The following is a 19,150-nucleotide window of genomic DNA, read 5'->3' on the forward strand; positions in this document are numbered from 1 at the left end:
TATATTCCAAGTTCTATGTCTAAAGGTTTATGTTTTTCCATCTATGGGAAATGACTCATAAACGAAAAAAGGGTGATGGGATGGAACGACTATTAGAGTGGATAGAGCATATATCTGATTGGCTGTGGGGGCCGCCGCTAATCATTCTGCTGACGGGGACGGGGTTGTATTTCACGATTTTGCTGAAAGGTTTTCAATTTCGCTATCCTTTATACATTTTCAAACAGACAATCGGCAGTGTAGGAAAAAAGCCGAAGGGAGAGGGGACGGTCACACCGCTCCAGGCATTGACCTCGGCCCTCAGTTCAACGATCGGTGCAGCGAACATTGTCGGTGTGCCTGCCGCTATTATGTTTGGAGGGCCCGGAGCGGTTTTTTGGATGTGGCTTATTGCCTTATTTGCCATGGCGATTAAGTTTTCTGAGAGTGTTCTTGCTGTTCATTACAGGGAAAAAAATGAGCAGGGTGAATTCGTAGGGGGACCGATGTATTACATAACAAAAGGGCTGCGCATGAAATGGCTCGGCGTATTCTTCTCTGTTGCACTGATTGTGGAGCTGATTCCGAGCATTATGGTTCAGGGAAATTCAGTTTCAGTCTCGCTTGCCGAGACGTTTTCTTTCAATAAGATATACGCAGGAATCGGCATAGCGTTTTTGATCGGGTTAGTGGTGATCGGAGGAGTAAAGCGGATCGGAAAAGTAACAGAGTTTGTCGTGCCTCTAATGGCAGGGGCATACGCGGGAGCCGGTCTCCTGATTGTTCTCATGAATCTATCATCAGTGCCGGCGTTTTTCTCTCTTATCTTTTCAAATGCGTTTACTTCTTCTTCAGCAGTTGGAGGATTCGCTGGTGCTGCTCTGGCTGAAACCGTTCGCTGGGGATTTGCCCGCGGGCTGTATTCTAATGAAGCCGGAATGGGCACAGCCCCGATTGCACACGCGGCAGCTATGACTGATCACCCTGTGCGGCAAGGGTTTTGGGCTGTGATCGGCATTGTCATTGACACCTTGATCATCTGTACGACTACCGCTTTTATCGTCCTTGCATCCGGTGTCTGGACGGGGAAGAACGCCTCAAATGACCCGGCAGCACTGACAACGGCCGCATTTCAGCACTATTTTGGTTCTGGAGGAGGGTATTTCGTCTCAGTTTCTCTCGTTTTCTTTGTTGTATCAACCATCATGGTTGTCATTTTCTACGGCGTAAAGCAAGCTGAATTTCTGTTCGGGCGGCTGGCAGGACATGTGATTAAATTCGTTTATTTAGCGGCTATTATCATAGGTGCCGCAGGCGGAGCAAAAGCCATTTGGGGCGTATTGGACTTAGCATTGGTTTTTATTGTTGTCCCGAATGTGATTGCGCTCTTGTTATTGAGCAGAAAGGTAAAAGCGCTGTACACCGAATTCTTTACATCTGAACAGTACTACCTGAAAGATATAAGAAAAACGAAACAGAAGCCTGTTTATCCAACAAAAGAAGCTAAAAATTCCTAGTGTTTTGCTTTTGCGCCGAACAATGCTTTGCTTTTCAAGATCAATAAATGAAAAGGCAGCAAAAGAGAAATTACTGTATTAATGTGCATACGACTGAGAACATGCCGGTTAGTGTATACATGGCTTTCAGGTCGATTTTTGAGTGTAAGAACGAAAGGGCCGTACACCACAATATAAAGCGAACCGGCGATCTTCACCGTAATGACCGGAATCCAAAAGGCCGCGCTGATCATGTCTGAACGATCTAAGATCACCATGGGGCAGACACAATTTTCGCTTCAGTAGCTGTCCCAATAACAAAAGCGCCGAGAATGCTGACCGTCTGGCCAACGGTTTTCGGCAGGCGCACTCCCTCTTCACGGAGAGCCTCAGCTTGATGGAAAGAAATCGCTAGCGGGCAGACGCCGCGCTGAACATTATCCCTTGAGGCTTTCGGTGAAGCCCTCTCTTGATCCTCTGATGGTCGATTCTGTTATAAACTCTTCAATGTTTCTTCATAAACAATAAATCCGCACAGCCCATTTCCAAAGTCAAATTGTCTAAATACGATGTCTTTCCTTCAAATCGGGAGAGTTCGGTCTGTCCTGATTGTCTTCAAGCTCTTTGATGAGCTGAAGCGCTTTGTCGCGTTTATTCATAGAAGCTTACCCTGCTTTTTATGTCTTATTCAATAAGGGTTTGTGACTTTTAGGGTAACCTTGTCTGTTTCATATATTCCGAACTAGGATGAAAGCGCTATAAAAAATGGTTGACTACATGTATATACAGGAATACAATATACTCATAAGTTGTATATACAAGTTATAAAAACGGATACGGAGGGGTTGGCATGGGGGAACTGAACAAATCGGCACGTCAGATTGTCGAAGCAGTCGGCGGTGCTGAAAATATTGCAGCGGCAACTCATTGTGTTACACGTTTGCGTTTTGCATTAATAGATGAAAGCAAGGTTGACCAAGAGATGCTTGATCAAATTGATGTGGTAAAGGGATCATTCTCGACAAACGGACAGTTTCAGGTCGTAATCGGCCAGGGAACTGTCAATAAAGTATATGCTGAACTGGTTAAGGAAACGGGGATTGGCGAGTCAACAAAGGATGAAGTGAAGAAGGCCTCAGAAAAAAATATGAATCCTTTGCAGCGTGCTGTGAAAACGCTTGCAGATATTTTTATTCCAATATTGCCTGCGATTGTCACGGCGGGTCTTTTAATGGGGATCAATAACATTTTAACGGCGGAAGGCATTTTCTTCAGCACAAAATCGATTGTGCAGGTTTATCCGCAGTGGGCGGATCTTGCTAATATGATTAACCTGATTGCAGGCACGGCCTTTACGTTTTTGCCTGCGTTAATCGGATGGTCTGCCGTCAAGCGGTTCGGCGGCAATCCGCTTCTCGGCATTGTGCTCGGGGTTATGCTCGTGCATCCTGATTTGCTGAATGCGTGGGGATATGGCGCCGCAGAACAAAGCGGAGAGATCCCGGTATGGAATCTATTCGGCCTAGAGGTGCAGAAAGTCGGCTATCAGGGCCAGGTGCTCCCCATTTTGCTTGCTTCTTATATGCTGGCGAAGATTGAGGTATTTTTAACAAAACGCACACCTGAGGGCATACAGCTGCTCGTTGTCGCACCAATTACGCTTCTCTTAACAGGATTTGCCTCTTTTATCATTATCGGCCCGATTACATTTGCGATCGGTAATGTACTGACTTCAGGGCTTATCTCGGTGTTCGGTTCTTTTGCCGCACTTGGCGGTTTGTTATATGGCGGCTTTTACTCAGCGCTCGTGATTACCGGTATGCATCACACGTTTCTTGCCGTTGACCTGCAGCTCATCGGATCAAAGCTCGGCGGCACCTTTTTATGGCCGATGCTGGCGCTTTCTAATATCGCCCAAGGTTCGGCCGCGCTGGCCATGATGTTTATCGTGAAGGATGAGAAACAAAAAGGCCTCTCCCTCACGTCAGGGATTTCTGCTTATCTTGGCATTACAGAGCCTGCCATCTTCGGGGTGAATCTGCGATACAGATTCCCATTTATCATCGCAATGGTCAGCTCTGGGCTGGCCGGAATGTATATTTCTTCTCAAGGTGTGCTGGCCAGCTCCGTCGGTGTCGGCGGTGTGCCGGGGATTTTCTCAATCATGAGCCAGTACTGGGGCGCGTTTGCTATCGGGATGGCCATTGTATTAATCGTACCGTTTGCCGGAACATACGCGTATGCAAGATTCAAACATAAATAACCAATGGGGAGCGGGACGTGTTTATCGTTCCCTTTTCCCATTTATCATTTAAAAATCGGTGGTGGAAACAGATGAAAACAGAACAAACGCCATGGTGGAAAAAAGCTGTGGTCTATCAAATTTATCCGAAAAGCTTTAACGATACGACAGGAAACGGTGTAGGTGACCTGAACGGCATCATCGAAAAGCTCGATTACTTAAAAACACTTCAGGTGGATGTGCTTTGGCTGACGCCGATTTATGATTCTCCGCAGCATGATAATGGGTATGATATTCGTGATTATTACTCGGTTTATCCTGAATATGGAACGATGGAGGATTTTGAAAGGTTACTATCCGAATCGCATAAAAGAGACTTGAAAGTCGTTATGGACCTTGTCGTCAATCATACGTCAACAGAGCACAAATGGTTTCGCGAGGCGATTTCTTCAATCGACAGCCCATACCGTGATTTTTATATATGGAAAAGCCCGCGGCAAAACGGTTCTCACCCGACGAACTGGGAATCGAAATTCGGCGGCTCGGCATGGGAGCTTGATGAAGCATCGGGACAATACTATTTGCATCTGTTTGATGTGACGCAGGCTGATTTGAATTGGGAAAATGAAGAGGTCAGAAAGCATGTCTATGACATGATGCATTTTTGGTTTGAAAAGGGGATAGACGGCTTCAGGCTTGATGTCATCAACCTGATTTCTAAAGACCAGCGCTTTCCGGATGCGCAAGCCGGAGAAGACGGCCGTGCCTATTACACTGACGGGCCGCGGGTGCACGAATATCTGCATGAAATGAACGAAAAGGTGTTTTCACATTATGACAGCATGACGGTCGGTGAGATGTCTTCAACGACGGTAGACCATTGCATTCGATATACGAATCCTGCCAATAAGGAACTAGACATGACGTTCAGCTTCCATCATCTCAAGGTTGACTATCCAAACGGGGAAAAATGGGCCTTGGCGCCGTTTGACTTTTTGAAGCTGAAGGAGATCCTATCCGACTGGCAAACGGGGATGCACGCAGGAGGGGGATGGAACGCTCTGTTCTGGTGCAATCATGATCAGCCGCGCGTTGTATCAAGATATGGAGATGATGGCGCGTATAGGGTGAAATCGGCGAAAATGCTTGCTACGGCCATTCATATGATGCAGGGCACGCCTTATATTTATCAGGGCGAGGAGCTGGGGATGACGAATCCGAAGTTTACTGACATCAGCTCCTATCGGGATGTGGAATCGCTGAACATGTATCACGCCTTGAAGGACAAAGGAATGGCTGATCAAGAGATCACAGCGATTTTACAGGCGAAATCCCGTGACAATTCCAGAACCCCCGTTCAGTGGGATGCTTCGGAGAATGGCGGTTTTACAACGGGCACACCATGGATACCGGTTGCCGGCAACTATCGGGAAATCAATGCTGAAGCGGCGCTGAGGGATCAAAATTCGGTGTTTTACCATTATCAAAAATTAATTCAGATTCGCAAAATGTATGACATCGTGACAGAGGGGACGTATGAGTTAATCGCAAAGGATGACCCGAGCATTTTTGCGTATCTCAGACACGGCCGCAATGAAAAGCTGCTCGTGATCAATAATTTTTACGGGACAGAGGCGGCCTTTACACTGCCGGACTCTTTAGCGCCTGACGAATGGAAGGCAGAGGTGCTGTTGACGAACGATGAAGCAAGGGAAGGGCTTCAGAACATGACGCTCCGTCCGTATGAGTCCATTGTTTATCGTTTAACGAAACCGTGTTAAACTAAGCTGGGTGGTCCATAATGAAGGTGAATAAATTCATCACAATTTATAAAGACATCGCGCAGCAAATCGAAGGCGGCCGATGGAAAGCGGAAAAGATTCTTCCGTCTGAACATGAGTTGACCGCACAGTATGGTACATCAAGAGAAACGGTCCGAAAGGCGCTTCATATGCTCGCGCAAAACGGCTATATTCAGAAAATCAGAGGGAAGGGCTCTATCGTTCTCAACCGTGAAAAAATGCAGTTTCCCGTTTCGGGTCTTGTCAGCTTCAAGGAGCTCGCGCAAACGCTTGGCAAAGAAACGAAAACAACTGTACACAAATTCGGGTTGGAGCCTCCGTCAGAGCTGATCCAGAAACAGCTCCGGGCCAATTCGGATGACGACATCTGGGAAGTCATCAGGTCTAGAAAGATTGACGGGGAACATGTGATTTTGGACAAGGATTACTTTTTCAGAAAGCATGTCCCTCACCTGACGAAAGAAATTTGTGAAAACTCCATATATGAATATATAGAAGGAGAACTCGGTCTTTCGATCAGTTACGCCCAAAAAGAAATTGTCGCCGAGCCGTGTACGGATGAGGACAGAGAGCTGCTCGATTTACGCGGCTATGACCATATGGTTGTGGTGAGAAACTACGTCTTTTTGGAGGATACGAGTCTGTTTCAATATACGGAAAGCAGACACCGTCTCGACAAATTCCGGTTTGTCGATTTTGCGCGGCGGGGAAAGTGAAAGAGGCGCCTGCCTTTGGCAGTGCGCTTTTTTATTTGGTATCAAAATTGATACTATCCAACAAAAATGTGCGTACTTTTACTTTTTATCATAATGGCTACAATAGAGATGAGAGTAACCTAAAGGAGAGGTGTTTTACATGGCAGATCTAAAGAAACAAATTTTGGATGCATACCATTTCAGACATGCGACAAAGGAATTTGATCCGAATAAAAAAGTGTCAGACAGCGATTTTGAATTTATTTTAGAAACAGGAAGACTGTCTCCAAGCTCACTTGGCCTTGAGCCTTGGAAATTTGTCGTCGTCCAAAATCCGGAATTCCGCGAGAAGCTTCGCGAATACACGTGGGGCGCGCAAAAGCAGCTGCCGACCGCAAGCCATTTCGTCCTGATTCTCGCACGTACAGCGAAGGATATGAAATATAATGCGGACTACATCAAACGTCATTTAAAAGAAGTAAAACAAATGCCTCAAGACGTGTACGAAGGCTATCTAAGCAAAACAGAAGAATTCCAGAAAAACGATTTGCATTTGCTTGAAAGTGACAGAACATTGTTTGACTGGGCATCAAAACAAACATATATTGCGCTTGGCAACATGATGACTGCCGCTGCGCAAATTGGTGTTGATTCCTGCCCGATTGAAGGCTTCCAGTATGATCACATTCACCGCATTCTTGAAGAAGAAGGGCTTCTGGAAAACGGAAGCTTTGATATTTCTGTGATGGTGGCATTCGGCTACCGAGTGAGAGACCCTCGTCCGAAAACAAGATCTGCTGTTGAAGATGTTGTGAAGTGGGTTTAAATAAAGAAAGCTGCTCGCATAGCGAGCAGCTCTTTTTTATGCCTGATTCGCTCTATTCTGTTTTCTCCTTTGATGTAAGTACAATGCCGTGCCGAGTGCACTAATCAGAAATCCGGCCAATAGGATCGAGTACATGGATGTGGCTGTGTCGGGAAGCAGGCCGCCAGCCGGGCCGTCTGTTCCTGACCCGCCCGAACCGTTAGTCGGTTGAGTGCCAGGAGGCGTATCATTTCCTCCGTTCCCGTCAGTCGGCTGTTTTCCGCCAGGTTTGTCGGAGCCGCCGCCATGATTGCCGTCATCCCCGCCTGTCGGTTGATCTGACGGGAATGCCGGCGGTTTGTTGTTCTCTCCGGAATTTAAGATCGTGTATTCACTGAAGTGGTTTGTATATCCTGTCACCATATCATCGTCAACTGATCCGTGATCTGTCTTTGTGAAAGCTTTCTTTTTTCTGTCGACGTGATAAATGGCAGGATTATGGGCTTCTTCAATATCAAACATGCGAAGCGAAAGCTGAACGGGCTCCTTGAATGATTTTATCTCTTTTCCTTTTTGCTTTACTGTAAAGTCATATACATCTGCCAATGACACATCCAACTCTCCCGTCGACTTGATTCCGATTGCAGTGTCTGCGGTTTTAAGGTTCGCCATTGGCATCTTCATGCTGTACCAGTAGTTGAACACCGTCAATGAAGGATCTGACTCTCTTTCTTTCAAAAGTTGGACCTGATCTTTCTTCACTTTAAGATTGATAGGCTTCTCTTGTGATCCTTCATGTGTTCCATAATAGACAAGCGGCGTGTTGGCATTTTTAGCGTAAATCGCAAATTTGTCTTCATCAAGTGTCCAGGTGCCATCCTTCTGCTTTGTCGGCAGGAATACTTCTTTGATCCGTCCTTCAATTTTAGGAGAGACCTTGTTTCCTTGTTTTTTCAGCTGTTCGGTGAAAATCTCATAATCAACGTAGCCAAGGTCTTCACCATGGGAGGCTTGTGTAAAGACAGAATATCCGTCTCCTCCGGCGCCGACAAAATTATTTGTTGCCACGCGGTAGGTATCATCCGTATTTATAGCAACTTTGTCTCCGTTAGGCGATTCAATTTTCACGTCTAACACACGGTGTCCAGGTTCGTTGTTTAATGTAAAGGTATATTCGATTCCGGCTACCTGAGGGAAAGCGCCGCCGCCGTTTTCCACATTGCTTAGGCCTTGTTCAAGGGCTTCTTTAATTTGTTTTCCGGTTAAATCGGCCACGTAAAGCGTATTGCCGAACGGCATCACGTTGAGCACCTCGCCGAGTGTGATATCCCCTTTGTCAATGCCGGCTCTGATGCCGCCGCCATTTGTTATCGCTATTCTGGCGCCGGCTGCTTCTTTCGCTTTTGCAAGCATACCGTCCGCGATGAAGTTTCCGAGATTCGTTTCTTTCGTGCGCACATGCTCACGCTGGCCGTCAAGCGCCACATCCGTATAGCCGACTTTTTCATTTTTCACGTCTTCTAATTCACTTTTGAACTGATCGAGCTCTTGTTTTGCTTCTGCGTTTTCTTCTGTATGTTCATCAATTCGCAGCACGCTCAGATTTGATTTGTCTGTTTGCACAACGCCATTTTCATCAAACGCGACATCAACACGCCCTAAGAATTGGCCGTATTCTTTTGCCTGCGCCACGATCGTCGGTTCTTCGTTGTTTACGACCTCCATTTTGTCAACGAGGGTGTGAGTGTGTCCGCCGATGATCAAGTCAATGCCTTTTACTTTTTTGGCGAGCTCAAGGTCTCGGTTATGCCCGATATGGGTTAATGCAATAATTTTATTTACTTTTTCTTCTTCCTGAATCGCTTTGACAGTGTTTTGTGCTGTTTCAAAGGCATCATTGAATACGATGCTTTTGCCCGGACTTGAGGTGGTGGCCGTATCTTCCGTTGTCAGTCCGAATACGGCGACTTTCTCCCCGTCAACGTCTAACAGAATGTAAGGGTGGATGCCGGCCTCTTTCTTTTCACCTGCCGTAAAGGTTTGCGGCTTTTTGACAAATGATTTCAGTTTGGGCTCATTTGACACATCTACGTTTGCGCTGACAATCGGAAATTCCGGCGCTTCAAAGTGATAGCGGTTCGCTGGATCAACGGTTGCGCTGTTTCCGCTTAGAAAATCAGAAAGCACTGTCGAGCCTTTGTCAAATTCATGGTTTCCGAAGGTCATGGCGTCATAGCCCATCATATTCATCATTTTCAAATCGGCCAAACCGTTCCATTTTGTGAAATACAGATCACCGGAAAACACATCTCCCGCATCAAGGAGAATGTTGTGGTTTGTTTCGCTGCGCACTTCGTTAATTTTCGTCATTCGTCTCGCTGCATTATCGAGATGGGCGTGCGTGTCATTCGTGTGCATGACAGTCAGATCCCACAGTCCGTCTTTAGGAGGATCTGGATTTGAATCATCATCGAATTGCAGCTTATACACACCATAGCCTTCATTCGCAGACTTGCCTACATAAGCGACGTCGTCTGCTTTATCGGCAAATGGCTTGGCCAAAAGCGAGGATTCAAACGTCATATTCGCACCGGAAACAGGCGCGATTGACCAGTTGTTGTCTGCTTTTGGATTGACTGTTTTTTGTTCAATAATGTAATCCATCAGCACCTGCCTGTTTTCAACCGCAGAGCCGTGGACAATTTTATCGCTCGTCAGATGAGGGAACCCGCCGCCTCCGGACGCACGATAATTATTGGTGACCACGAGAAATTCCTGGCTTGGGCTGATCGGCTTGCCTTCATAGGAAAGGTTGATGATCCGGGATGAATCCGCATGGACCACTTTTCCGTTCTCATTGTATTTAGCCGGTTTTGTCACATCGACTTGATATGTGACGCCATCAATCACATCAAAATTATATGAGCGGAAATTCTCGTTCAGCAAGGCCTGATCGCCGCCTTTAGACGGATCAATTTGATTGAATTGGCCTGCTGACATCTCCAGCCAGTCCTTCACTTCGCTGCCTGTCAGTTTGACGATTTGGACAGTATTATCGTAAAGATACAAGTCACCGACATTTTTAATCGCAAGATCTCCGGCCGGAATGTTTGTGTAGTAATTGGCTCCGTTTCTGCCGCCTGCTTTAAACGGCGCTCCGGCGGATAAAATCGGCAGGTCCTTGTACTCGGTATCCTTCATTTCTTTTTCGGCGTACCATTTTTGCGCATCAGTAACGATTTGAATGGAAGGATCATCTTTGACCTGGGCAAAAAAGCTGTTAATATCGGCTTCGGTTTTGCCGACTGGCTTTCGAACATACTCCAGTGTGTTTTGGTGTGTTTGCTGTATGGTGTTTGTAACGGTTTCGTTTCTGGATGTGACGGTGCCGGCAATAGATTCAATACTGCCTTTGGAATCTGCAACCTTCCATGAGCCGTCCGCCTTTTCAAGTTTGAGGTCAATCACGCCTAAGTATTTGCCCCAGCTGCTTGGCATGACGACAGGAATGCCGTTAATCGTTCCTTTTTCCACATCGAATTGAGCAGCACCTGCATACTCCGCGGAAGGAAAGAGCCCGTGCTGATGGCCCGAGATAATCGCATCAATGCCTTTCGTTTTAGTGGCAAGGTCAAACACGGCGTTTTCTGCGCCTGATGATTGCGCCTGCTTTTCAATGCCGGTGTGGGCGAGGGCAATAATGACATCTGCGCCTTCCGCCTTCATTTTAGGAATCGTTTCATTGGCGGATTCTACGATATCCTGCACCTGCACCTGCCCCTCGAGATTCTTTTTGTCCCATGTCATGATTTGCGGGGGGACAAAGCCTATGTAGCCGACTTTTACTTTCTGTTTATTGCCGTTTCCGTCAGTGACCGTTTTCTCTTTTATCACATACGGCGTATAACGATTTTCGCCGCTAGTTGTTTTGACGTTGGCATTGACAATCGGGAAATCGGCTCCTTTGATTGTGCCGTCGAGAAAGTCGAGTCCGTAGTTGAATTCGTGATTGCCAAGCGTCCCGGCGTCGTATTTCAGCGCATTCATGACGCTGATAATCGGATGGGTTTTCGCGCCGGAGATAATGTCGTCTTTTTGATATTTCACCGCGTATTCACCCAGCGGGTTCCCTTGAATCAAGTCGCCGTTATCCACAAGTAGGGTGTTAGGGTTTTGCTCGCGGTGCTTTTGGATCAGCTGCGCCGTTCTCGCCAGCCCGAAATCCGTCGTTTCTTTGTCGCTGTAGTAATCATAATCCATCATATTGGCATGAATATCAGTCGTGGCCAAAATACTCAGATGCACCTGAGGAGCCGCGCTTTCTTCTGCATGAATGGGTGGTGTTGGGAGGATTAGGCTAAGTATCATAATTGGGGGCAAAAGAATACGGAGAATGTTTCCGACGTGTGTTCGTCTTTTCTGTATTCTCACCAGTTCTCCACCTTTCAACGAAATTTGTGTTACAGCTCCTATTGTAAGAATATTTTGTAACTATTTGTAGGTGTTTCTTTATGATTATTGTAAAAGGGAGAAAAATGAGTACTATGTAGCAGCTTCAAACGACAAATGCTGGGTATTTATGCTTATCGCTTGTCCATATTCGCAAAATGTTTATTTTAGTGTGGCTGGGGTAGAGTGTTTTATGTAGACATCTAAAGCGGGAGGTTATGAACCATGGGGAAAAAAATTGCAGTTGTTTTGACAGATTACTTTGAGGACAGCGAGTACACTGAGCCTGCGAAAGCTTTTAAAGAAGCGGGACATGAACTGACTGTCATCGAAACTGAAAAAGGAAAAACAGTAAAAGGCAAGCAGGGGAAAGCGGAAGTGACAGTTGACGCTTCCATTGACGACGTAAACCCTTCAGACTTTGATGCGCTTTTGATTCCTGGAGGATTTTCGCCAGACCAGCTTCGCGCTGACGATCGTTTCGTCCAATTTACAAAAGCCTTTATGACTGACAAAAAACCGGTATTCGCCATTTGCCACGGCCCGCAGCTTTTAATCAATGCGAAAGCGCTCGACGGCCGAAAAGCAACAGGCTATACGTCCATTCGTGTTGACATGGAAAACGCCGGTGCCGACGTTGTGGACAAGGAAGTGGTTGTTTGCCAGGATCAACTGGTTACAAGCCGAACACCGGACGACATTCCGGCATTTAACCGCGAATCTTTGGCATTGCTTGAGAAATAAGAAAAAACGGACGCTCACGGGCGTCCGTTTTTTTGTTGCTTAGGCTTGAGCACCTGTCAGTTTCTTGTACCTGTAATACAAGAAAGCAGCTGCAGCCGTTCCGATGACCGCAATGCCGAAGTCGAACATGAAAATATGGGCGATGCCTCCCGCTTTTGCGATAAGGCCTGTTGCAATCGGAAGCAGAATCGATGCAAGGCTTGAAGCGGTCGCTACAATTCCGGTAACGGTTCCTTTTCGCTTCCAGAACAGCTCTGTCATTAACGTAATGGTCATTTGAAACACACCTGCAGTAGAAAAGCCTAAGAAAAAGGCAGTGATGTCCAGCACGACTGGGGTATGAACCGTCAGCATAACTGCGAGCGTACATAAAGTAATAATAGGATATAAGAGCGTTATGAAGACAGGTTTGACCCATCTGTTCAGCAAAACGGCTAATAATAAAACAGATGCCAGAGACCCTATACTATAATAGCTCAGCAATTGTACGGATGCTGATTCAGCTAACCCGGCTGCCTTTTGCGCGTAGCTCGGGAGCCAGATTTGAGAAACCGTAAATAAAGCCGTGGATGTAAAACCGATGATAATCAGTGCGGTGCCTTCTTTCTGAAAAACAGGTTCAGACAAGAAAACGGAATATTCCTGTTGGCCGCTATCAGTTGGTTTCTTATGTTTTTTAGGAAACGAAAGCGTTGATAAATAAATAATATTCAGGAGATAGACCGCTGCCGGCAGATAAAAAGCAAATCCGTAAAACATGCTGTGGTCTGCTAAAAATGTGATCAAAAGCGGCAAAAGGGCTGCCCCGACAGACATAAAGGCTTTGACCAAGACATTCGCCGAACCGGAAGCAGCCGGGAAGAGTTCGGTCAGGGCGGGATATGTTCCTGCGTCCATCGCTGAATTTGCAACTCCCGCTAATAAGGCGAACACAAACGCCAGCTCATAGCTCGGTGATAAAGGAATACCGACTAAAAAGACGGCCATAATTCCCGCAGAAGCGACAACAAGCGGCTTTCTGCCGATTCTATCAGATAAAACCCCGGAAATGCCGTATGTCAGCAGTTTGCCAAACCCGATAGCGGCAATGACATAACTGATGCCGGTCGGATCGGTATTCCATTGTTTTGTTAAAGAGGGCATATTGGATGCGAGAATGATATTGACCATCCCCAGAAAGAAGTAGTTGATATACATTCCGGATGCTGTTTTGATATGTGACGTTTTCATGCTTGTACTCCTTCACAACTTATTCGAACACTGTCATGAGTATCATGTTTGGCAGCCTGTTTCTTCGAATGCAAAAATTAAGCAGATATAAATGGCGCCTGTTAAGGAAAATTGGTTTTGAGGCAATGATAAAAAAGACTCGCCGAGTTTCCGGCCAGTCTCCATTATTTGCGAAGCGAGGCTAGTTCCTGAGCAATTGCCTGCATTTCACTTGGGCTGAATGATTCTTTTTTCATCACCATGCGGTGAAGGTACGTGAGGTCTTCGATCTTCTCATCACTGAAATCCTCCGCTTTGATCACGCCGACGTTCAGCATGTTCAGCTTTTGGGAAATCTCTTCAATCATTTGAGTTAATGTCTCTGTATTTGGGCTGGACAAATGATTCCATCCTTTCTTTACGCAATATAGGTATGTTTTATTCTAACAGAATTCCTTCAGAAAAAAACCCTATTCTAAAAGCAGGCTGTTTATTCCAAAAAAGTGAAGACATCAGTTGAAAAGGAAATGAACATCCTACTAAGATATTCATGAAGGTTTCTTTTTAGAGAAATAGGGGCAAAGAATAGGGAGGTTGCACAACATGATAAGCGTGTTATTTGTTTGTTTAGGAAACATTTGCCGGTCTCCGATGGCGGAAGCGATTTTTCGGGACTTGGCAGCCAAAAAAGGATTAGCGGGGAAAATCAAGACGGACTCAGCCGGTATTGGCGGCTGGCACATCGGCAACCCCCCGCATGAGGGAACGCAGGAGATATTGCGAAGAGAAGGAATCAGCTTTGATGGCATGCTGGCGCGTCAAGTCAGCGAACAGGATCTGGCCGATTTTGATTACATCATTGCAATGGATGCAGAAAATATCGGAAGTCTCAGAAGCATGGCGGGATTTAAAAACACCCCGCATATCAAAAGGCTTTTGGACTATGTTGAAGATTCTGATCTGGCCGATGTTCCCGATCCTTACTACACGGGGAATTTTGAAGAGGTTTGCCAATTAATCAAATCGGGCTGTGAGCATCTGCTTGCGTCGATTCAAAAAGAAAAACAATTGTGAGTGAAAGGAGAATTTGCATGAACAACGAACGTTTAATGCTGAAAGGGATATTTCTCGGAGCTGCGGCAGGCGCGGCGTTATCACTGCTCCATAAGCCGACAAGACAGGCGTGCGGCATGAGATGGCTGACATGCAAGCATAAACTTTCACTGTATAAAAGCAATCCGGAGCTGTTAAAAAACACTGTCATCACAAAAGTGGATGAGGCCAAAAAGCTCGCCCAAACGCTTTCAAAGGAAGTCGACTTTGTGAATCAGCAGGTGAAAGAGCTGAAGAAAACAACACCGCAAGTGATGGAACTTGTGCAAGAAACGAAAGAGCATTTTTCAAAAAAATGATTAAACATGCGAGGTGAGGCGACATGAGTTTTTTAAAAGAGCTTTTCAGCAGGTACACCCTTCACGAAGGACAAAGCAAATCAGCGGAGCTGGCGTATTTTTTTCTATTGTCACTGTTTCCGTTTTTGATTTTTATGCTGACGCTCACCGCGTATCTTCCGCTTTCTACCGATGATGTTTTAGGAGTCATAGAACAATATGCTCCCGCCAGTGCGATGTCTCTCGTTGAATCCATTACCCATCAAACCTTAAATAATCGAAATGGCGGTTTGCTGTCCTTCGGGATTATCGCCGCATTATGGTCTGCGTCTAATGGAATGAACGCGATCGTCCGGTCGTTAAACCACGCGTATGATGTGGAAGAAAACCGCTCTTTTATCATTGTTCGTCTAACCTCGATTTTTTTGACGATTGCCATGGTATTTACGATTTTAGTGGCTTTGCTTCTGCCGGTATTTGGCCGGGAGATTGGAAGGCTCGCTTCTGACTTTGTCGGCGCGTCAGATCTGTTTTTATCCGTCTGGGCCGCCATTCGATGGGGTGTAAGCCCTCTTGTACTTTTGATTGTTTTTTCCGCGCTGTATGTGATTGCACCGAACAAAAAGCTGTCTCTCCGGTTTGTCATGCCGGGTGCGGTCTTTGCGACCCTCGGCTGGATCATTGTCAGCACATTGTTTTCGTTTTACGTCAGCACGTTTGCGAACTATAGCGCCACTTACGGGAGCATCGGGGGAATCATCGTTCTGATGATTTGGTTTTACTTGAGCGGTATTTTAATTATCCTAGGCGGAGAAATCAACGCTCTTTTACATAAACGTAAAAAGCTTCCTGATGAAAACCCCTACCATTAGTGCATCCTATAAACGAACTTCGGTTCAAAAAGAAGTCGGGGGGATATCGTGATGACCAAGCATACGAAAAAAGGCGGAAGCCATAACAAACAAAACTCGAAAAGCAAATCGAGCCATAAAACAAGCGGAAGCGCCAACGGACAAAACGGCTACCATTAGCATCAAAGCCTCCTGACATCATGTCGGGAGGCTTTTTGATTAGGAAGATGAAGAATAGGTTTCAGCCGGTGACCAGCTTTTCGGTTTGCCTAGCACAAGGGCCAGCCATACAGCGCTAAGCGTAAGAGTAATGAAGTAGAACAAGTTTGCGCTTTCAAATGTCTGCATATACCAGCCGCCGGCAATTGGGCCGAGAATGCTGCCAAGACTGAATGTAATGCCGCAAAGCAGGTTACCCGCCGGCAGGAGATGAGGCGGGAGAAGATCTGTCATATAGCTGATGCCAAGTGTAAAGGTTGATCCGACAGCCATTCCCGCAATAAAAAAGCAGCAGCCGATCACGTAAGGCAAAGGGAATATACCGGCGATCAAAAAGCAAAGAGCCCCAGTCAGTAAAATCACCAGCAGCACATTCCGCCTGCCGTATTTATCGCTGAGGATGCCGAGAGGAAACTGAAAGATAATGCTTCCAATCGCAAATGCGGGAAGGATGATCGCTACTGCGTCTACTGATATCCCCAAACGGAGCGCGTAAACGGGAAAGCTTCCGTTCAGCGCCGTCTCCAGAAACCCGTAGCCAAATGTAGGCATAAAGGCAACCCATCCAAACAGCATGGCCTGATAAAACCGCCTGAAACTATTGTCAGATTTGGTTTCATGAGGACTGGTTTCTGGGTATGCATTTTGTAGAAAGAAAACAAAAAGCCACGCAAACAGACTGATGCAGCCGGACACGATAAAAGGAAGCGACGGACTCAGCTTGACAAGCGGCACCATGAACGGACCCGCGGCAAATCCAAGGCCAAAGGAAAGCCCGTAAATAGACAGGTTTTTTCCGCGATTTTGTTTTGATGACATGGAGGTTACCCACGTTTGCGTAGAAAAGTGAAGCATATGGTCGCCGATTCCAATAAACAGGCGAAGCAGGAACCAGACCCAAACTGACTGAAGCCAAATAAATCCGAATAAGCTTAAAATGACAATACTTCCGCCCATGACGATCAGCGGCTTGAATCCGAGTTTTCTGAGCGGCGCTTCCATAAACGGCGAAGCCAAAAGCACGCCGATATACAGTCCGGTCGCATGCAGGCCGTTGACAGCAGCGGATTCTCCATTTGTTTCAAAAATGATTGAAATGACAGGCAGCAGCATGCCCTGTGAAAACCCGGAAATGGAAACGAGCAAGACAAGGATAAAGAAATGAAATCGTGACATCGTGTCGTTCTCCTTATGTGGAATCTATGTTGATCGTACAACGTTTTCCAAAAGCAGGCAACCTGAAAAAAGCCTATATCACGCTAAACATTTGCCCTCGTGTAATCATGAAGGTTTTTGAGAAGAATAAAAATAAAACAAGTCATAAAAAAGGAGCCATTTCACCATGAATCGTATCTTTTTTATTTTAGTGGCGGCCGGTGTTCCGCTTTCTGTGATTGGCAGTTTGATGCATTGGCCTTCCGCGGTTCTTTTTGCCGTTTACTGCGTGACAATTATCGCGCTTGCAAGCTATATGGGAAGGGCGACAGAATCACTGTCCATTATTGCAGGACCGCGGATAGGCGGTTTGTTGAATGCAACCTTCGGGAATGCGGTTGAACTGATTATTTCCCTTTTTGCATTAAAGGAAGGCCTGACAGGAATCGTGCTTGCCTCTTTAACCGGTTCAGTGCTGGGAAACCTGCTGCTGGTCGCGGGCCTATCGTTTTTTGTCGGCGGTTTAAAGTATAAGCGCCAAGAGTTTAATATTCATGATGCGCGCCATAATTCGGGGCTTTTGATTTTTGCCGTCATTGTCGCCTTCGTGATTCCCGAAGTATTTTCTATTGGAATGGGAGACGCGAGCAAGCTCAATTTAAGCATCGGCATCAGCATTATCATGATTCTGCTATATGTCGCGGCGCTGTATTTTAAACTCGTCACGCACCGCGGAGTTTATCAGCCAAACAATGCCGCCCAGCATGAAGAGGAGGAACAGCCGGAATGGTCAGGGAAGGTTGCGACGATTGTGTTGTTTGCGGCAACGATTGTCGTGGCATACATATCCGAAAACCTTGTCCACACATTCCACTCGGTGGCTGAGCAGTTCGGCTGGAGCGAGCTGTTTATCGGGGTCATCATTGTGGCGATTGTAGGAAATGCGGCGGAGCACGCGTCAGCGATTATTATGGCCTTCAAAAATAAAATGGACGTTGCGGTTGAAATTGCAGTCGGCTCTACGCTGCAGATCGCTATGTTTGTCGCACCGGTGCTCGTCATCTGTTCTATCTTTTTCCCGACAAGCATGCCGCTTGTCTTTACATTGCCGGAGCTCGTTGCGATGGTATCAGCGGTTCTCTTGATGATCGCTATTTCGAACGACGGGGATTCCAACTGGTTTGAAGGGGCGACACTGCTTGCCGCATATGTCATTATGGCGATCGGCTTTTTCCTTCTTTAACCTGAAAAAATGTTGGATAACAACAAAGCGGGATGAAAAGACTAAGGGAAAATGCCATAGAAAGAGTGATATGATGAAAAAGCTATTTCATTCCACACTTATCGTGTTGTTATTCTTTAGTTTTTTCGGCGTTCAGCCCATCCACGCGAAAAAGCAGTTTAAGGTTCCTAATTCTGTCGCAAGCATTTCCAAGGAAAACACGTATCCGAACGCTTCACAGGATCAGCCAATGCTTCAGCCGAGCAAGCTGGCAAAGGAATTGCTCGATCATTCTGAGGTGGAGATTGAAAACCCGCATCTCATCAAAATGCTGAATGAATCCAACATATCCGGCACACCGCTTGCGGTAGGGTACCGTGCGACAATATTTCTCGGGAAATGGGCGCTCGGCTATGAATCAAATGAAACAGTCGCAAACTGGGAATATAAAAAAATCAATACAAACCGTGCAGATAACCGCGGCGGGAAGGAAACGGCTGAAATGCATTATGCCCAGGAACAGCAGTACAAAGTGAAGGGCGGCCTGACAGCTAAAGTTCCGAATGCTGAAGATGTCAAAAGCATGATGATGCAAAAAGCGATGAAGAAAACGAACCTTCCGCTAGCATTTGAGACGGTCATCGGGGCTGGCACAAAACGGGATCAGATTTATAAAGTCGCTCCTAAAAAAATCGGTTATCTACATGCATATGCACCGGCTGTGAATGAAAAAGGAAAAGTGACTTACGGAGAAGTGTACTTAGTGCTGAAAGGAAATAAACGAAAACTCGTCGTGAAAAATGTCACGTCACAGGGAATCGGCGCATGGATTCCGGTTCAAGATCATGTCACGTTTGGCTTTCAGCTTTCCTCACTGATCAGATAAATAAA

At 46.2% G+C, this 19,150-nt stretch carries 15 protein-coding genes and 3 pseudogenes; 11 read left to right on the plus strand and 7 right to left on the minus strand.

What is annotated here, in order from left to right; translation table 11 throughout:
• The first annotated feature begins 80 nt into the window (after positions 1-80).
• Entirely contained in the window at positions 81-1,496 is a 1,416-nt protein-coding gene (locus CDO84_RS03315) for an alanine/glycine:cation symporter family protein (RefSeq protein ID WP_040083745.1), read from the plus strand.
• On the opposite strand, the pseudogene CDO84_RS03320 reads toward CDO84_RS03315, so the two are convergent.
• The 3 pseudogenes from CDO84_RS03320 to CDO84_RS03325 all read right to left on the minus strand — a co-directional run.
• Positions 1,493-1,744: pseudogene (locus tag CDO84_RS03320) on the minus strand (endospore germination permease); the annotation flags it as partial. The gene CDO84_RS03315 and the pseudogene CDO84_RS03320 sit on opposite strands and share 4 nt — an antisense overlap.
• An 8-nt stretch (positions 1,745-1,752) precedes the next feature.
• Positions 1,753-1,890 (minus strand): annotated as a pseudogene (locus CDO84_RS21315) (spore germination protein); the annotation flags it as partial.
• Positions 1,891-1,986: 96 nt separating this feature from the next.
• Positions 1,987-2,134: pseudogene (locus CDO84_RS03325) on the minus strand (hypothetical protein); the annotation flags it as partial.
• Between the two features lie 191 nt (positions 2,135-2,325).
• Between CDO84_RS03325 and treP the strand changes: the two are divergent.
• The 4 genes from treP (at position 2,326) to CDO84_RS03345 (ending at position 7,040) form a co-directional block, all read left to right on the plus strand.
• The gene (gene treP, locus CDO84_RS03330; protein WP_003233682.1) at positions 2,326-3,738 is read left to right on the plus strand and encodes a PTS system trehalose-specific EIIBC component; all 1,413 of its coding nucleotides are present in this window, start codon (positions 2,326-2,328) and stop codon (positions 3,736-3,738) included.
• Between the two features lie 71 nt (positions 3,739-3,809).
• Positions 3,810-5,498, plus strand: coding sequence for an alpha,alpha-phosphotrehalase (gene treC, locus CDO84_RS03335; protein ID WP_040083742.1), 1,689 nt, complete (start codon positions 3,810-3,812; stop codon positions 5,496-5,498).
• Positions 5,499-5,518: 20 nt separating this feature from the next.
• Positions 5,519-6,235 carry a trehalose operon repressor gene (treR, locus tag CDO84_RS03340; RefSeq protein WP_040083740.1) on the plus strand — a complete coding sequence of 239 codons (717 nt, stop codon included), beginning with the start codon at positions 5,519-5,521 and terminating at the stop codon, positions 6,233-6,235.
• A 139-nt stretch (positions 6,236-6,374) separates the two neighbouring features.
• Positions 6,375-7,040, plus strand: a complete 666-nt coding sequence (locus CDO84_RS03345; protein WP_014663198.1) for an NAD(P)H-dependent oxidoreductase — start codon at positions 6,375-6,377, stop codon at positions 7,038-7,040.
• Positions 7,041-7,076: 36 nt separating this feature from the next.
• Here the strand turns inward: CDO84_RS03345 and CDO84_RS03350 are convergent, their stop codons facing one another.
• Positions 7,077-11,450 carry a multifunctional 2',3'-cyclic-nucleotide 2'-phosphodiesterase/3'-nucleotidase/5'-nucleotidase gene (locus tag CDO84_RS03350; protein WP_082033037.1) on the minus strand — a complete coding sequence of 1,458 codons (4,374 nt, stop codon included), beginning with the start codon at positions 11,448-11,450 and terminating at the stop codon, positions 7,077-7,079.
• 243 nt (positions 11,451-11,693) lie between these two features.
• On the opposite strand from CDO84_RS03350, the gene yfkM reads away from it, so the two are divergent.
• Complete coding sequence (yfkM, locus tag CDO84_RS03355) at positions 11,694-12,212, plus strand: general stress protein 18 (RefSeq protein ID WP_014663200.1); 519 nt, start codon at positions 11,694-11,696, stop codon at positions 12,210-12,212.
• A gap of 39 nt (positions 12,213-12,251) precedes the next feature.
• Here the strand turns inward: yfkM and CDO84_RS03360 are convergent, their stop codons facing one another.
• Together CDO84_RS03360 and CDO84_RS03365 are read right to left on the minus strand one after the other, a co-directional pair.
• Positions 12,252-13,442: an MFS transporter gene (locus tag CDO84_RS03360; protein ID WP_040083738.1), complete on the minus strand. Its 1,191-nt coding sequence runs from the start codon at positions 13,440-13,442 to the stop codon at positions 12,252-12,254.
• 164 nt (positions 13,443-13,606) lie between these two features.
• Positions 13,607-13,822 (minus strand): DUF1128 domain-containing protein, encoded by a 216-nt coding sequence (locus CDO84_RS03365; RefSeq protein ID WP_003243712.1) that lies wholly within the window; start codon positions 13,820-13,822, stop codon positions 13,607-13,609.
• Positions 13,823-14,024: 202 nt separating this feature from the next.
• Here CDO84_RS03365 and yfkJ point away from each other — a divergent pair, with 202 nt between their 5' ends.
• The 3 genes from yfkJ to CDO84_RS03380 are packed head-to-tail and all read left to right on the plus strand — an operon-like array spanning position 14,025 to position 15,684.
• Positions 14,025-14,495: a protein-tyrosine-phosphatase gene (yfkJ, locus tag CDO84_RS03370; RefSeq protein ID WP_040083737.1), complete on the plus strand. Its 471-nt coding sequence runs from the start codon at positions 14,025-14,027 to the stop codon at positions 14,493-14,495.
• 17 nt (positions 14,496-14,512) lie between these two features.
• On the plus strand, positions 14,513-14,833 hold the full coding sequence (locus CDO84_RS03375; RefSeq protein ID WP_003233665.1) for a hypothetical protein: 321 nt from the start codon (positions 14,513-14,515) through the stop codon (positions 14,831-14,833).
• Between the two features lie 23 nt (positions 14,834-14,856).
• Positions 14,857-15,684, plus strand: a complete 828-nt coding sequence (locus CDO84_RS03380; protein ID WP_014663205.1) for a YihY family inner membrane protein — start codon at positions 14,857-14,859, stop codon at positions 15,682-15,684.
• Positions 15,685-15,882: 198 nt separating this feature from the next.
• Here CDO84_RS03380 and CDO84_RS03385 read toward each other — a convergent pair whose 3' ends face one another.
• Positions 15,883-17,058 (minus strand): MFS transporter, encoded by a 1,176-nt coding sequence (locus CDO84_RS03385; RefSeq protein WP_040083736.1) that lies wholly within the window; start codon positions 17,056-17,058, stop codon positions 15,883-15,885.
• A gap of 166 nt (positions 17,059-17,224) precedes the next feature.
• Here CDO84_RS03385 and cax point away from each other — a divergent pair, with 166 nt between their 5' ends.
• Together cax and CDO84_RS03395 are read left to right on the plus strand one after the other, a co-directional pair.
• The gene (gene cax, locus CDO84_RS03390; RefSeq protein WP_014663208.1) at positions 17,225-18,280 is read left to right on the plus strand and encodes a calcium/proton exchanger; all 1,056 of its coding nucleotides are present in this window, start codon (positions 17,225-17,227) and stop codon (positions 18,278-18,280) included.
• Between the two features lie 70 nt (positions 18,281-18,350).
• Entirely contained in the window at positions 18,351-19,145 is a 795-nt protein-coding gene (locus tag CDO84_RS03395) for a YfkD famly protein (RefSeq protein ID WP_014663209.1), read from the plus strand.
• The last annotated feature ends 5 nt before the right edge of the window (positions 19,146-19,150 follow it).

This window comes from Bacillus sp. MD-5, from assembly GCF_002201875.1.
Classification (GTDB): domain Bacteria; phylum Bacillota; class Bacilli; order Bacillales; family Bacillaceae; genus Bacillus; species Bacillus stercoris.